This window comes from Azospirillum sp. (assembly GCF_050789165.1).
In genome coordinates, this window is sequence record NZ_JBOZRT010000021.1 from 13,687 (window position 1) to 27,411 (window position 13,725).

The 13,725-nt window shown below is 70.5% G+C and carries 13 protein-coding genes; 7 read left to right on the forward strand and 6 right to left on the reverse strand.

Annotated elements, in window-relative coordinates:
* Positions 1-2: 2 nt before the first annotated feature.
* Positions 3-302: a cupin domain-containing protein gene (locus ACRWK7_RS03885; protein ID WP_431854867.1), complete on the forward strand. Its 300-nt coding sequence runs from the start codon at positions 3-5 to the stop codon at positions 300-302.
* Positions 303-345: 43 nt separating this feature from the next.
* On the opposite strand, the gene ACRWK7_RS03890 is transcribed toward ACRWK7_RS03885, so the two are convergent.
* From ACRWK7_RS03890 to ACRWK7_RS03900, 3 genes are read right to left on the reverse strand one after another with little or no spacing between them, the layout of a single operon-like run.
* Positions 346-2,598, reverse strand: a complete 2,253-nt coding sequence (locus tag ACRWK7_RS03890; RefSeq protein ID WP_431854869.1) for a molybdopterin cofactor-binding domain-containing protein — start codon at positions 2,596-2,598, stop codon at positions 346-348.
* Positions 2,595-3,089 (reverse strand): (2Fe-2S)-binding protein, encoded by a 495-nt coding sequence (locus ACRWK7_RS03895; protein WP_431854870.1) that lies wholly within the window; start codon positions 3,087-3,089, stop codon positions 2,595-2,597. Before ACRWK7_RS03895 ends, ACRWK7_RS03890 begins: the two co-directional genes overlap by 4 nt.
* Positions 3,089-4,345, reverse strand: coding sequence for a cytochrome c (locus ACRWK7_RS03900; RefSeq protein WP_431854871.1), 1,257 nt, complete (start codon positions 4,343-4,345; stop codon positions 3,089-3,091). The genes ACRWK7_RS03895 and ACRWK7_RS03900 overlap by 1 nt, the downstream gene beginning before the upstream one ends.
* A gap of 494 nt (positions 4,346-4,839) precedes the next feature.
* Between ACRWK7_RS03900 and ACRWK7_RS03905 the strand changes: the two genes are divergently transcribed.
* Complete coding sequence (locus tag ACRWK7_RS03905; RefSeq protein WP_431854872.1) at positions 4,840-5,532, forward strand: metallophosphoesterase family protein; 693 nt, start codon at positions 4,840-4,842, stop codon at positions 5,530-5,532.
* A gap of 81 nt (positions 5,533-5,613) precedes the next feature.
* Here ACRWK7_RS03905 and ACRWK7_RS03910 read toward each other — a convergent pair whose 3' ends face one another.
* Positions 5,614-6,738, reverse strand: coding sequence for an AbrB family transcriptional regulator (locus ACRWK7_RS03910; RefSeq protein WP_431854873.1), 1,125 nt, complete (start codon positions 6,736-6,738; stop codon positions 5,614-5,616).
* 272 nt (positions 6,739-7,010) lie between these two features.
* Between ACRWK7_RS03910 and ACRWK7_RS03915 the strand changes: the two genes are divergently transcribed.
* Positions 7,011-7,859: an inositol monophosphatase family protein gene (locus tag ACRWK7_RS03915; protein ID WP_431854874.1), complete on the forward strand. Its 849-nt coding sequence runs from the start codon at positions 7,011-7,013 to the stop codon at positions 7,857-7,859.
* A gap of 162 nt (positions 7,860-8,021) precedes the next feature.
* On the opposite strand, the gene ACRWK7_RS03920 is transcribed toward ACRWK7_RS03915, so the two are convergent.
* On the reverse strand, positions 8,022-8,426 hold the full coding sequence (locus ACRWK7_RS03920) for a CoA transferase (RefSeq protein ID WP_431854875.1): 405 nt from the start codon (positions 8,424-8,426) through the stop codon (positions 8,022-8,024).
* A gap of 185 nt (positions 8,427-8,611) precedes the next feature.
* On the opposite strand from ACRWK7_RS03920, the gene ACRWK7_RS03925 reads away from it, so the two are divergent.
* From ACRWK7_RS03925 to ACRWK7_RS03935, 3 genes are read left to right on the forward strand one after another with little or no spacing between them, the layout of a single operon-like run.
* Positions 8,612-10,231, forward strand: coding sequence for a DUF2491 family protein (locus ACRWK7_RS03925; RefSeq protein ID WP_431854876.1), 1,620 nt, complete (start codon positions 8,612-8,614; stop codon positions 10,229-10,231).
* A 23-nt stretch (positions 10,232-10,254) separates the two neighbouring features.
* Complete coding sequence (locus ACRWK7_RS03930; RefSeq protein ID WP_431854877.1) at positions 10,255-10,680, forward strand: DUF350 domain-containing protein; 426 nt, start codon at positions 10,255-10,257, stop codon at positions 10,678-10,680.
* Between the two features lie 26 nt (positions 10,681-10,706).
* The gene (locus ACRWK7_RS03935; RefSeq protein WP_431854878.1) at positions 10,707-11,480 is read left to right on the forward strand and encodes a hypothetical protein; all 774 of its coding nucleotides are present in this window, start codon (positions 10,707-10,709) and stop codon (positions 11,478-11,480) included.
* 161 nt (positions 11,481-11,641) lie between these two features.
* Here ACRWK7_RS03935 and ACRWK7_RS03940 read toward each other — a convergent pair whose 3' ends face one another.
* Positions 11,642-12,532, reverse strand: a complete 891-nt coding sequence (locus ACRWK7_RS03940; RefSeq protein ID WP_431854978.1) for a LysR family transcriptional regulator — start codon at positions 12,530-12,532, stop codon at positions 11,642-11,644.
* Between the two features lie 370 nt (positions 12,533-12,902).
* On the opposite strand from ACRWK7_RS03940, the gene ACRWK7_RS03945 reads away from it, so the two are divergent.
* Entirely contained in the window at positions 12,903-13,688 is a 786-nt protein-coding gene (locus ACRWK7_RS03945) for a class II aldolase/adducin family protein (RefSeq protein ID WP_431854879.1), read from the forward strand.
* Positions 13,689-13,725 lie beyond the last annotated feature (37 nt).

The following is a 13,725-nucleotide window of genomic DNA, read 5'->3' on the forward strand; positions in this document are numbered from 1 at the left end:
CAATGACGACGCGTCCGCAGGCTGTTTCGGTGTCGCACGTTGAGAACGAGCGCACGCGTGTGACCGAATGGCGTCTTGTTCCGGGTGCCGAGACGGGGGCGCACGTCCACGCATACGACTATGTGATCGTGCCCGTCACGTCCGGTGCCTTTCACATCGTGGATCCGGACGGCACCGAGCGGCAGTTCCCGCTGGAGCCCGGACGGTCCTATTTCCGCAACGCCGGTGTGAGCCACAACGTCATCAACAACGGAAGCGCGGACATCGTGTTCGTCGAGATCGAGTTCCTCCAGAAACCATAACGCCGGCTGCGGGACCGAGGGGCTGAGAAATCGGAATCCGACATCACACCCCGATGGCAGCCTTCACCCGATCCGCGCTCAGCGGCAGGTCGTGGATACGCACGCCGGCCGCCTGCGCGACGGCGTTTGCCACAGCCGCCGACGTCGGGCCCTGCGTCGCCTCTCCCGTTCCCAGGTAGGGCTGGCCGGGCCGGTCGATGATGTGCACCTCGATGCTGTCCGGCACCGCGGGAAAGCGCAGGATCGGGTAGGTGCTCCAGTCGTGGCTGCGCACCCCCTCGGAACCGAAATCCACCGCTTCGTACAGCGTCCAACTCATGGACTGCAGGATGCCGCCCTCGATCTGGTTGCGGATGCCGTCGGGGTTGACCGCATGTCCACTGTCCACCGCGGCAACGGCGCGCACCAGCCGCGCCCGGCCGGTCTCGCGTTCCACCTCCACCTCGGCGGCCACAGCAGCGTAGGCCGCGAGGTTCTTGTAGCGCGCGAAGCCGAAGCCACGCCCGCGGCCCTTTGGTAGGGCGGCCGCCTGCCCCCAGCCGAAGCGTTCCGCCGCCATCGTCACGACGTCACGGGCGCGCTGGTCGTCCAGGTGGCTCAGGCGGAACTCCACCGGGTCGGCGCCGGCCGCGGCGGCCAACTCGTCCATGAAGCTCTCGATGGCGAAAATGTTCAGATAGGCGCCGAGCGCCCGCGCCGCCGACGTGCGCAGCGGCGCTTCCGGGATGAAATGGTGCACGACGTGGGCAGCCGGCAGCGTGTAGAGCGGAATGGCGTTGCGGTCGCCGCCACCCTCCGGCTGCGGCAGCGGCTTCGGCGGCGGCGGTTGGAACGGCTGCTCCAGATAGCGGGCGGACATCAGGTTGCCGGCGGCACCCGGGCGGGTGTTGTGCGGATTGCTCCACACCTCGTACCGCCAGTCGGCGATACGCCCGGAAGCGTCGAGCGATGCCCGCACCTTTGAGACCATGGCTGGGCCGTAAGGCTCCCAACCGTGCTCGTCCTCGCGCATCCATTGCACGCGGACCGGCCGGCCGGGGAGGGCGCGCGCCAGGAGCGCAGCGTCGGCCCCGGCGTCGTCGGCGGCATTGTGGCCGTAGCAGCCGGACCCCTCCAGATGCACGCAATGCACGTTTTCAGCCGGCATGCGCAGCATTTCGGCGATCGCCTTGCGCAGCGGGTAGACGCCCTGCGTGTGCGTCCACACCGTCAGCCTGCCGCCGTCCATCAGCCCGACCGCGCACGACGGGCCGATGGAGGCGTGCATCTGGTAGGGCCGGCGGAATGTCGCCTCCACCGTCTTCGCCGTGCCCGATGCCGCGGGGCCGCGGTCGAGGATGGTGCGGTGCTCGGCCGGCCAGCCCTCGATGGTGGCGTAGAGCGTCGCCCTGTCGGGCAGCGTCGGGCCGGGCTCCCACTGCGCGGCGTCGGCCAGCGCTCGCATGGCGGTGACGGCCTGGAACTCCTTCTCGGCGATCACCGCGAGATAGCTGCCGTCGCGCACCACCGTCAGCACGCCGGGCAGCCGCTCGACCGCCGCCGTGTCGACGGCGCGCAGCCGGCCGCCGCGGGTCGGCGGGCGGACGACGCGGGCGTGCACCATGCCGGGCAGCCGCAGGTCCTGCACATAGGCCGGCCCGCCGGTCACCTTGGCCGGGATGTCCACCCGCGGCACGGCCTTCCCGATGACGGTGTAGGCGCCGGGATCCTTGAGCGGCGAGGTGGGTGCCGCCGCGCGGTGCAACTCCTGCCCGGTCACCAGTTCGCCATAGCGCACGCTGCGCCCGTCCGGTGCCGCGATCGCACCGCCACGTGCGGTGAGCTGTTCAGCCGGCAGTCCCAGGCGCTGGGCCGCCAGATCGGTGAGGATGGCGCGAGCCTGCGCGGCGGCGTTGAGCAGCGCCGTGCCGCTGTCCTGCATGGAATGGCTGCCGGCGGTGTAGGCCTCGTTGGGCGTGGTCTGGGTGTCGGCGGTGATCAGCGTGATGGCGTGCGGATCGACCGACAGCTCCTCCGCCGCCACCTGGATCAGCGCGGTCTTGATTCCCTGCCCCAGTTCCACCTTGCCGGTGAAGACGGTGATCGTCCCGTCGGCGTCGATGCGGATCCAGGAATCCAGCATCGGCGAGTCCTTCAGGCTGCCCGGCAGCCGCGGCGCGGTGTTCGGCTCCTTGCCGACGTTCTGCGCCTCCTCGGCGAGCAGGCGGCGGAGCGGGGGCAGGGAGAAGGCAACCACCAGGCCGCCGCCGGCCAGCACGCCGCGGCGCGAAGGCCCGTGCTGCGACGACGCGCTCATCGCCGTTCCTCCCGCCCGGAGGGGGCCTCGGCGGTCTGCACCGACCCGGCGGCGCGCCGCACCGCCTTGAGGATCCGCATGTGCGTTCCGCAACGGCAGAGATTGGTCTTCATGTGTTCGCGGATCTCCGCGTCGGTCGGGTTGGGCTTGCTCTGCAGCAGCCCCTGCGCGCGCATCACCATGCCGGCGATGCAGTAGCCGCACTGCGCCGCCTGTTCCTCGATGAAGGCGCGTTGCAGCGGGCCGGGGTTCTCGGCGGTGCCGAGCCCCTCGATGGTGGTGACCGCACGCCCCTCCAGCAACAGGACGGGGGTGACGCAGGAGAACACCGCCCGGCCATCGACCAGGACCGTGCAGGACCCGCACTGTCCCAGGCCGCAGCCGAACTTGGCGCCGTTCAGTTGCAGGTCGTCGCGCAACACGTAGAGCAGCGGCGTCGCCGGATCGGCATCGACTCGGTGCGTCCTGCCGTTGACGGTGAGGGTGACCATCAGGACGTTTCCTTCCCTTGGCGGATGCGGCGCACGGTCCCTTCCACGTCGGTCCAGGCCGGGCCGCCGCCGAACGCGCTACGCAGGTACGTGGCAAGAGCGGCGATCTGGGCGTCGGTCATGGCGGCGGCGAACCCGGGCATGATCGCGCCGGCCTCGCCGACCTCGGGGTGGATGCCGTCCAGGACGATGTGGATCAGGTTGCGCGGATCCGGCCCGGTGACCGCGCTGCTGAGCGCCAGCGGCACGCCGCGTGCGGCGATCGGACCGTCGCCGCGGTGGCAGGACGCACACGCCGCGGCGTAGATCGCGTTCCCGGCCCCACCGGATGCGGATGGCACCGCAGCGGCCGATGGAGCGCGTCCCGGCGGCGCCATGGAACCGATGTAGGCCGCGATGGCCCTCACGTCGGCCTCATCCGCGCGGGCCAGATTGTGGGTGACTGGCGCCATCGGACCGGCGGCGGCGCCGTGCTGCGGGTCCACGCCGCGCAGGTAGGCAAAGACCCGGTCGGCGGTCCAGGGCACCGGCGCGGTAGCGTCCCGGTTCAGCGCCGGAGCGTGCCAGCCCTCGATGCTGCCGCCGGCGTAGGCCTTGTCCCGCTGCTCGGCGCCCAGCCGGTTGCGCGGGGTGTGGCAGGCGCCGCAGTGCGCCACGGCTTCGGCCAGATAGGCACCGCGGTTCCACTCCGCGCTCTGCCCTGCCACCGTCCGGAACGGTCCGGTGTCGAGGAACAGCAGCTTCCACCCCGCCAGCACCGGCCGGAATCCCAGTGGGAACGGCAGCTGGTTGCGCGGTGTCTCCTGCCGCACCGGCTCGCGGCTCATCAGGAAGGCGTAGACGGCACCGATGTCCTCGTCGGTCATGCGGGTGAAGTGGTCGTAGGGGAACGCCGGGTAGAGATGGCTGCCCTTGCGGTCCACGCCCTCGCGCATGGCGCGGCGGAAGGCCGCTTCCGACCAGCGACCGATGCCGGTGTCCGGGTCCGGCGTGATGTTGGTGGCGTATATGGTGCCGAAGGGGGTGGGAAGCGGTGCGCCACCGGAATAGGGCTTGCCGTCGGGTCTGGTGTGGCAGACCACGCAGTCGCCCATCAGCGCCAGCCGCGCCCCCGCGGCGATGCGCGCCGAGTCGGGTGGAGACACCGCGGCCGGATCGATAGGATCCATGGCGGGTCGCCACGCCAGCGCGACGGTGCCCGCGCCGACGATGACGACCAGTGCGACGAGCCCGAGCAGGAAGCGTCTCATGTTCATGGGCATTCCGCAGGTTGGCCGGGGCTCTTTCCTCATTTAGACCAGGGCCCCGGCGCGCCAACTCGGCGTCCGGTCCCTATGTCGATTGCAGCCGACCGAGGCCCGTCAAAAGACCTAGGGAGGCCGCACCGCCGCCAGCCCGCGGTACCCCTCGTCGTCGAGCATCGGCCCATAGCGGTGCAGGCTGGTGGCCGAACCGAGGACGGGGGCGTGCGGGAGCGTTGGAGCGAACACCGCGCGTTCGGCGTCGCTCCGGGGCGATGCCGGGCGGGGTAGATCACATCCGTTCCAGACCACGGTGGCCAATCCTGCTATCCAAACGTCCAGGAGCTTCCTGAGGAGCACGCGATGACAGCCGCTTGGGCCGCATTTTCATGCCTCCTGGTGTTCGGCGCCGGGGGTGGGCGTCGCTCTGCAGCAGGTCCGGAACGCCAACCTGCGGGCCGAACTCGGGTCGCCCTGGCCCTGGGCGTCGCGTGTAGTGCCCGGAGGCCATGATGAAGCTGGTCATTATCTCCGACATCCACGGCAACCACGACGCCTTGCGTGCCTTGCCTGAGGAGTATGACGAGCTCTGGGTGCTCGGCGATCTCGTCAACTACGGGCCACAGCCGAAGGAGGTCGTCGCGGAGGTGATGGCGAAGGCCTCGCTGGTCGTGCAAGGCAACCACGACAACGCGGTGGCTTACGACGACGACTCCCGGTGGAGCGCGCGTTATCGCCCGATAGCGGAGGCGACCAGGAGATTCACGTCCTCCGTCCTGAGCGACGCGCAGAAGGCCTACCTCCGCGGTCTTCCCCTGCAGGCGCAAGCCGAGCGCGACGGCCTCCTGTTCCACCTGACGCATGCGACGCCCTCGGACCCGCTCTACGGACGGTGCGCGACGGAAGCGGAGGGGTGGGCCGCGGAACTCGATGCGCTCCCGGCCGATGTTCTGCTTGTCGGCCACACCCACGTGCCATTCCTGCGCAGGATCGGCGACAAGGTGGTGCTGAACCCGGGAAGCCTCGGACAGCCCCGGACAGGTGTCCCGCTCGCGAGCTATGCGGTCTGGCAGGACGGCCGGTTCGCACTCAAGTCCTACCGCTATCCGGTGGAGGCGACCGTTGAAAAGCTCAGGGGACTGGCGTTGCCGGGCCACGTCGAATCCGAACTTGTCTCCATCCTCGAGACCGGCTCGGTTTGAACGGCGATGTCCGATCCAGGCGGAGCGGCCCCGTACCGGCTTCCGGCGATTCTCCGACCGATCGCCCAGTCCCGGAGCATGTCACTTTGACCGCGTAACCGTCTCCTTCGCACGCTCCTTGTCGAGCCCGCCGATCCGCGGCTGCCAAACCGGGGTCAGCACGCCGATGCCGAGGAAACGCACCACGTGGTGCGTGCCGATGAAGGCGGCGTCCAGGCCGAGCGCGAAGGCGACGATGGTCATGGCCTCCAGCCCGCCGGGGGCATAGGCGATCCACAGCTGCCCGAACGGCACGCCCAGCCATGCCGCGCCCGCCCCGGCGAAGGCGGCGGACAGGCACAAGGCGATCGCGACGCTGCCGACGGCCGGCCCCAGCGCCCGACGCAGGGTCGCGATCGGCACCCCCCGGAAGCGGGCGCCAATGACGGCGCCCGCCACCAGGAAGCCGGCGACTAAGAGCCCGGATGGCAGCTGGCCGTGCGCGAGATCCGCGCCGTGCAGCACAGAACTCACCAGCATGGCGCCGAGCAGGGCGTCGCCGGGAAGGCGGAAGCGGTGGAACAGGTACGCGCCGGCGCCGCTGGCGGCCAGCAGCGCGACCACGCCCAGAATACCGTCACCGTCGGCCGCCGCCAGTGGCGCATCGGGTGCCGGGAGTGGCGTCGTCATGCGCAGGATCAGCGGCATGACAGCCACCAGGATGAACAGGCGCAGGCTCTGCGCCAGGGCGACCCGCGGAAGGTCCACGCCGCCGCGGGCCGCCATCGCCAGGACGGCGGCCAGGGCGCCGGGGATGGCGCTGAAACGGGCGGTGGCGCGATCCCACCGGTGCACGCGCTCCAGATAGACCGAACTGGCGGCGACCGTCGCGGCGATCGACACCGCCAGCAGTGCAATACTGAGCGGCCAGGTGTGCATCAACCACAGGGTGTCGGGAGTCACCCCGGCGCCGATGGACATGCCGATCAGCACGAACGCCACCTCGCGCATCCAGGCCGGGACGAGCAACGGCACCCGCGTGCCGATGGCGCTCGCCGCCACCGCGATCATCGCGCCGGCCAGCCACGCGGCCGGCATGCCGGCCCAGGCGAACAGCGCGCCGCCCGCCGCGCCGATGGCCAGCGTCGACGCGACGCTGGCGGTGCTCTGGCCGAGTGCCGCCAGGGGGCCGTCTCCGATTCCGCGTTCCGTGCCGTCACGAGGCATGCGCAATACGCTCCTTCACCCATGAGATCCCAACAGATAGGCCCGGGGCGCCGTCGGCCAACGGCGCCCCGGGCCGTCCGCGTCAGCTGCCGTAGACCGGCCGGGCCAGCACGGTGCGATGACGAACATGTTGATCTGGTAGGCGCCTGCCTCCATCTCCGCCAGCAGGACCTTGCTGATCGAATCTATGCCAGCCTCGACGCTTGGACCTGTTTCGGACAACAGTCTGTCCGTGACGTGAACGACACCACCCTACACGGCGATCGGGAGCCATGATGCAGTTCACACTGTCCGACGCCCTTCGGATCGGCGAGATCCTGTCCCAGGCTGCTCGGATCGAGATCATGCCTCGGTTCGGCGAGTTGGTTGCCGGGCAGGTGCGCGAAAAGTCGTCGCGGTTCGACGTCGTCACGGACGCGGACGAAGCGGCCGAGCGCAGCATCTCCGCCGCGCTTGAGGCCGCTTGGCCCGGGGCGGTCGTCGTCGGCGAGGAGGCCACCGCTGCGAATCCCACCCTGCTCGATGCCATCGGTACGGCCGACCTCGCCTTCGTGCTCGACCCGCTTGACGGCACCAAGAACTTCGCTTCCGGACTGCCGCTGTTCGGGATCATGGTTGCGGCGACGGTGCGGGGGGAGGTGGCGCTCGCCGCCATCCACGATCCGGTGTGCCGCAACACCGCCTACGCGCTCAGGGGCGAGGGGGCGTGGACCCAGGGCGAGGGAGGCGCGCGGACTGACTTGAGAGTCGCCGACGCGGTGCCGCTCCGTGAGATGCACGCGATCATCGGGACGAACTTCCTGCCGGAGCCCCTGCGCACGACCGTCAACGGCAACCTCGCGCGGCTGGGCATGAACGCGTGGCTGCGGTGCGCCGCGCATGAATACCGCATGGCCGCAGCGGGGCACTGCGACATCCTGTTCTACAACAAGCTGATGCCTTGGGATCATGCGGCGGGCTGGCTGCTGCACCGCGAGGCCGGCGGCTACAGCGCCCACTTCGACGGCACCGGCTACCACCCGACCCATCGCACCGGCGGTCTCATCTGCGCCCCCGACGAGGCGAGCTGGCGGCTTGTCAGGGAGGCTCTGCTGGAGCAGCGCGAGCGCTCTCAATCCTGAGCGGTTCTGGACGATGCGGGCCGCTTCTCGCCAGATGGCAAAGGCGCGAAGCGCGGGCGGTGCGGTGCTCGAGCCGTGTGCGTGGAACCACACCCAAGTGACGTCTACGCCAAGGCTGGTATTGCACCACCCCGCTGTGGACAATCGGCCTGCCCAGGTATCCTACTCCCCGCGCCAATGGGGCGGGCGCTTGGCCAGGAAGGGCTCCATGCCCTCGCGGAAGTTGTGGCTGGTGTAGCAGATCACGACCAGATCCTCGCCGTCGCCGGTCCCGCCGCCCTCCTGCAGGCGGCGCAGCACCTCCTTGCCCTCATCGGTCTTCAGGTTCAGGGCGAGGCCGCGCTTGTTGCGGTTCATCATCATGTAGGCGGCGGATTTGCCCTCGATGCTCGGCGGCACCATGCGGCGGCTGTCGTCACCGCCGGGGATCTTCTCCACCGTGATCATGCCGGCGCCCATGTCCGCCAGCATCAGCCCGCACACCGGACCGGCCATGGTGCGCGCCAGCTCGACCACCTTGATCCCAGCGAGCGGCCCGCCCGCCGGTTTGCCCTGCGTCTGCTCCATCGCGCGCGCGTCCTCCGCCCTCATCATGTTGGACATAATGGAACAGATTCATTGGCTCCAACGACAGCGCCGGCGGGAATCCGTCGGTGTTCCCGGAACACCGCTCCAACGGCTCTGTTCAAGCAGTGCGACGAGCCGGACCGCCGACGGCGTCGCGCCGGCCGGAACAGTGAACCGGGATCGCCATGCGTCTCTGGCTGACTTCGGCCCTGCTGGGCCTGTCGCTCGCCGTACAGCCCGGCGTGCTGGCTCCTGCCCTGCTCGGCGCCGGGGTGGCGGTCCTTGCCGACCCCGCGCCGGCCGAGGCGCGGGCGCCGTCGAGCCGGTCGAGCGGCGGCTACAGCCGCCCCAGCGCGCCCTCGCGCACCCCGTCCTTCAGCGTGCCGTCGGCGCCGCGCGCACCCGCGGCGGGCAGCGGCGGCTACCGTCGGCCGTCGCTGTCCCCGTCGCCGACCCTTCGTCCGTCCCCCAGCCCGTCCAGCCCCGCCGACCGCGAGCTGTCGCGCCGGCAGAGCGGCGAGGCGCTGGAGCGCTACCGGCTCGACCGGCAGCCGCCTGTCGCGACCACACGCCCGGTTCCTCCGTCCAGCGTGCCCCCGTCCGGCGCACGGCGCCACGGTCAGGCCGACCAGTGGGCGGGCTATCGGAACGGCGGCGGCTGGGGCGGCAACTGGGGCGGCGGCTGGGCCCCGGGGCGCGGCTGGACACCGCCGGGCTACGCCTACAACACCCCGCCGCGCTTCGGCATCTGGAACGGGTTGTTCCTGTGGTTTCTGCTCGACAACCTGACGCGCGCCGGTTCGGTTGATTTCTTCCACAACCACCGCGACGACCCCGGCTATTCGGAATGGCGGGCGGAGGCGGAGCGCCGGGCGCAGGGGGACTCCGAGCTGCGCGCCAAGCTCGACGACCTCGACGCCAAGCTGGCGGAGAAGCGGGACCAGCCGCGCGACCCGTCCTATCTGCCCCCCGACACCCCGCGCGAGGTGGCCACCGGCGACACCCCGCCGACAACGGGCAGTACGGGAGGCATCGGCACCGGCCTCGTCCTCATCGTCCTGCTGGTCGGCGGCGGTGGCGCCGTCCTGTTCTGGCTGGCGCGGCGGCGGCGCGCGCCGCTTCCGGCGGGTGCGGCGCCGACGCCGGGGCCCGCCGGGATGGCCGGCCGGATCCTGCGCAACGCCGTGTCCGGCGAGCGCTACACGCCGTCGCTGTTCCGCGTCGGGATGACACTGACCACCGACCCCACCCCCTTCATTCTGGCGGGCGGCGCCATCAAGGCGACGGCGCCGGGCGAGGGCTCCGGCGGGACCACCAGCGTGGAGGCGGTCGGGCGGCTCCAGGCCGGGAGCACCACGTTGCACCGGCTGTACCTGCCCGGCCGCACAGGCTTCTTCCAACTGCATCTCGGCGCTGACGGCCGCCCGGACGAGTGCCGCTATTTCAGCGCGCTCGACGAGGTGACGCCGGCCGGCAGCGAGGAGTGGGCGTTCTGGCTCGACCCGGCCGAGGGCATGATCGGCTGGCCCGAGTTCCAGACCAAGGACGGCAAGCTCTACGCGCGGCAATGGGCGCCGGGCTCGACCCGGGTCGCCCCGCGCGACCTGGAGGAGACCGTCACCGACACCGCCGGCAGCCGGTCCCGCCGCCTGCACGCCATGCTCTACGCCGCCCCGACCGGCGCGGCGGCGCCCGCGCCCGAGACCGAATACATCCTGGTGTCCGCGGTCGAGGACGCCGGCCAAGCCTGGGTCGAGGTCTTCGCCGGCATCGACGCCAATCCCGCCACGCTGTCGCTCGCGTGAACCGCCGCAGAGGAGGCCTCGCCTTGGAAAGCAACACCTCGCTGATCCTCGCCGGACTGGGCAGCGGCCTGCCGGTGCTCCTGCTGCATTTCATCGCCACGGTCCTGTTGTTCCTCGGCGGCGTCGCCGCCTATGTGGCGGTCACGCCGCTGCGCGAGCGCGAGCTGCTGGCGAGCGGCAACCAGGCCGCCGGCATCGTGCTGGGCGGCACCGTGGTGGCGCTGGCGATCCCGTTGGCGGCGACGCTGGTCACCAGCCTGACGCTGATCGACATCGTGATCTGGGGGGTGGTTGCGCTCGTCCTGCAGATCGTGACGTTCGGCGTCGCCGTGCTGCTGTTCCGCGACCTGCGGACGATGATCGAGAACGGCAACGTCGCGGCGGCCACCACCCTGGCCGCGTTGCAGCTCGCCATCGCGCTGCTCAACGCCGGCGCCATGGCCGGCTGACACAGGACATCGGAAGGGAGGCACCCATGATCAGCTTCATTCGCAATCTCGTCGGCGTGAAGACCGACCAGGCGGTCCGCGGCGCCGTGGAGGCGCTGGTGCAATGGGACCCGAAATCGGCCACCGAGGCCGAGCTGCGGACCATGGAGGAGCACCTGGACCGGCTCGGCCACCAGGTCGCCGAGGCGCGTCTGGCCTACGACCGCGAGAAGAAGGAGGCGGACGCGGTGGCGCAGCTCTCGCGCCAGCGCCTTGCCGCGGCCGAGCACCTCCAGCGCCAGATCGACGGGGAGGCCGATCCCGCGCGCAAGGCCGGGCTGGAGAAGAGCCTGGAGACGCTGATCGGCCTGCTGGAGCAGATGGCGCCGGATGTCGACCGCGAGGCCCAGGACGCCGCCGACGCCGAGGAGTTCCTGCGGATGCTGGAGCAGACCTATCAGGCGGCGGGCGAGAAGCTGAAGACGGCGCGGAGCGAACTGTCGCGCGCCGAGCGCGACATGGCGCGCGCCGCCCAGCAGCGCAGTGTCGCCGAGCAACGCGCCGAGGCGGCGCGTCAGGCGGCGGGGCTGAGCGGCGCGACCAGCGGCCTTGGCATGGCGCTGAAGGCCATGCGGGACAGCGCGTCGCGCGAGCTCGCCGACGCCGAGGTGGCCAACGCCAAGGCCCGCCTGTTGAAGCCGACGCGGCCGGAGGAGGACGACCAGAACATCAAGTCGGCCATGCAGGCGGCGACCGGGGCGCTGCCGGCGCCGACCAACCTGACCAGCCGCCTGGAGGCGATCCGCGCCCGGCAGCGGTGAGAGTGACCGGGGCCACACAAAGCCCCTCTCCCTTGACGGGAGAGGGGTTGGGGAGAGGGTGGCAAGCGTTACTTCTGCGCGCCACCGCGCGCCATGCCCCCTCTCCCCAACCCCTCCCCCGCAAGGGGGGAGGGGCTTCACAACCGTCTAAAGGCCACTCCTCAGAACCGGCTCTCCGCGACCTTGCGCAGCAGGAATTCCCGGAACACCGCGATGCGCTTGGAATGGCGCAACTCCTCGGCGTAGACGAAATAGGCCTCGATCTTCGGCCCGGCGATCTCCGGCAGCACCCGGACGAAATCGCGGGCGTCGTGCATCAGGAAGTCCGGCAGGGCGGCGATCCCCATGCCGCATTCGACGGCACGGTAGATGGCGTACACGCTGTTGACCTGAAGCGCCGGCTGGCCGGGGCGGGGAGGTCCCTCGACCGCGTCGAGGATCCATTGGACGTTGGCGAACGGCGCGCGCATGCCGAGCGGGAACGAGATGAGGTCGTGACCGGCCAGTTCCGCGCGCGTCCGCGGAACGCCGCGCCGGCTCACGTAGCTCTGGTGCGCGTACAGATGCGAGTGGATGGTCATCAGGTGGCGCTGGATCAGGTCCGGCTGGCGCGGCGTGTTCACCCGGATGGCCACGTCGGCCTCGCGCATGCTGAGATCCAGCTCGCTGTCGTCGAGCAGCAGGGTGAGCTCCACGTCCGGGTAGAGCTCCAGGAACTCCGGGATGCGGGGCGTCAGCCACGTCGAGCCGAACGCCGTCGTTGCCGTCACCTTCAAGGGCCCCTTCGGCACGTCCTTGCTTTCGGCCAGCAGGGCCTCTGTGGCTGCCAGCTTGGTGACGACGTGGCGGACGGCCTGGTGCAGGTGCTCGCCCTGTTCGGTCAGGACCAGACCGCGGGCGTGGCGATGGAACAACGACACGCCCAGGCTCTCCTCGAGGGCGCTGATCTGCCGGCTGACCGCCGACTGGCTCAGGTTGAGCGCGTCCCCGGCGTGGGTGAAGCTGCCCGCATCGGCAACCGCATGGAACACCCGCAGCTTGTCCCAGTCCATCATTCCGTCCGGCCCTCCCCTGACCGCGGGAGCCTTGAGCTCCGCTCCCCAATTCCTAGCGCAGTTCGCGCCTCCCTTCCTCTGCCGTCTCCTCGTGCGGGCGGCCGGTCGGGATATCTGTTGCGCCGGCGCCACAGAATGCAAAAGCCAACCCGGCGGGGGTTGGCTTTTTGCGGCGCAGCATTACTATTGTGGTTGTCGCTTCGGCGACATCGCCCTTCTTGGGCGTTTCCTCCCTAGACTCAGGGCCGCGGGTGAAAGCCTAGCGGCCTTTTTCTTGTGCAACAAGTACGATTCTGGAGCAAATCGTAGGCATGCGCGCGACGTGCGAGAGTGGCGCGGATCCAGGAGGGCGGTGGGAGAGCAGACAGTGACGACCGAACCTCAGGGTTTCGTGCACGCCGCGGGGCGCATCGCGGGCGGGAACATGAGCGAGGCCGAATGGCATGCGCGCATCGACTTGGCGGCGTGCTACCGGCTGGTCGCCGGGCGCGGCTGGGGCGACCTCATCTACACGCACGTGTCGCTCGCCGTGCCGGGCGAACCGGGCCGCTTCCTGATCAACCCGTTCGGTCTGACGTTCGACGAGGTGACCGCCTCCAGCCTCGTGAAGATCACCATCGACGGCGCCATCGTCGGCGACACGCCGTACGAGGTGAACGCCACCGGGTTCGCGATCCACGGCGCCGTCCACGCGGCGCGGGCCGACGCGCGGTGCGTCATGCACCTGCACAACGAGGCGGCGGTCGCCGTCTCGATGCTGAAGGACGGGCTGCTGCCGCTGTCGCAGCATGCCCTGCGGTTCTACCGCGACCTTGCGTATCACCGGTACGACGGCCTCGCCCTGACGGACGGCGAGAAGGCGCGCCTCGTGGAAAACCTGGGCCAGCGCCGGGCGATGTTGCTGCACAACCACGGCAGCCTCGTCGCCGGCCGCACGGTCGCCGAGGCGTTCTGCCTGATGGACATGCTCGACAAGGCGTGCCGCATGCAGCTGGCGGCGCAGGCGACCGGCGCGGAACTGGTGCTTCCGCCGCCCGATGTGTGCGAGAAGACATTCCGGCAGCTGACCGCCGACCCGGAGCCCGAGGGGGAGCTGGAGTGGCCGGCGCTGCTGCGACACCTGGACCGGGTCTGCCCCGACTACAGGCGCTGATCCGGGCCTCTCGCCGACACCACCACACAAGGGATGG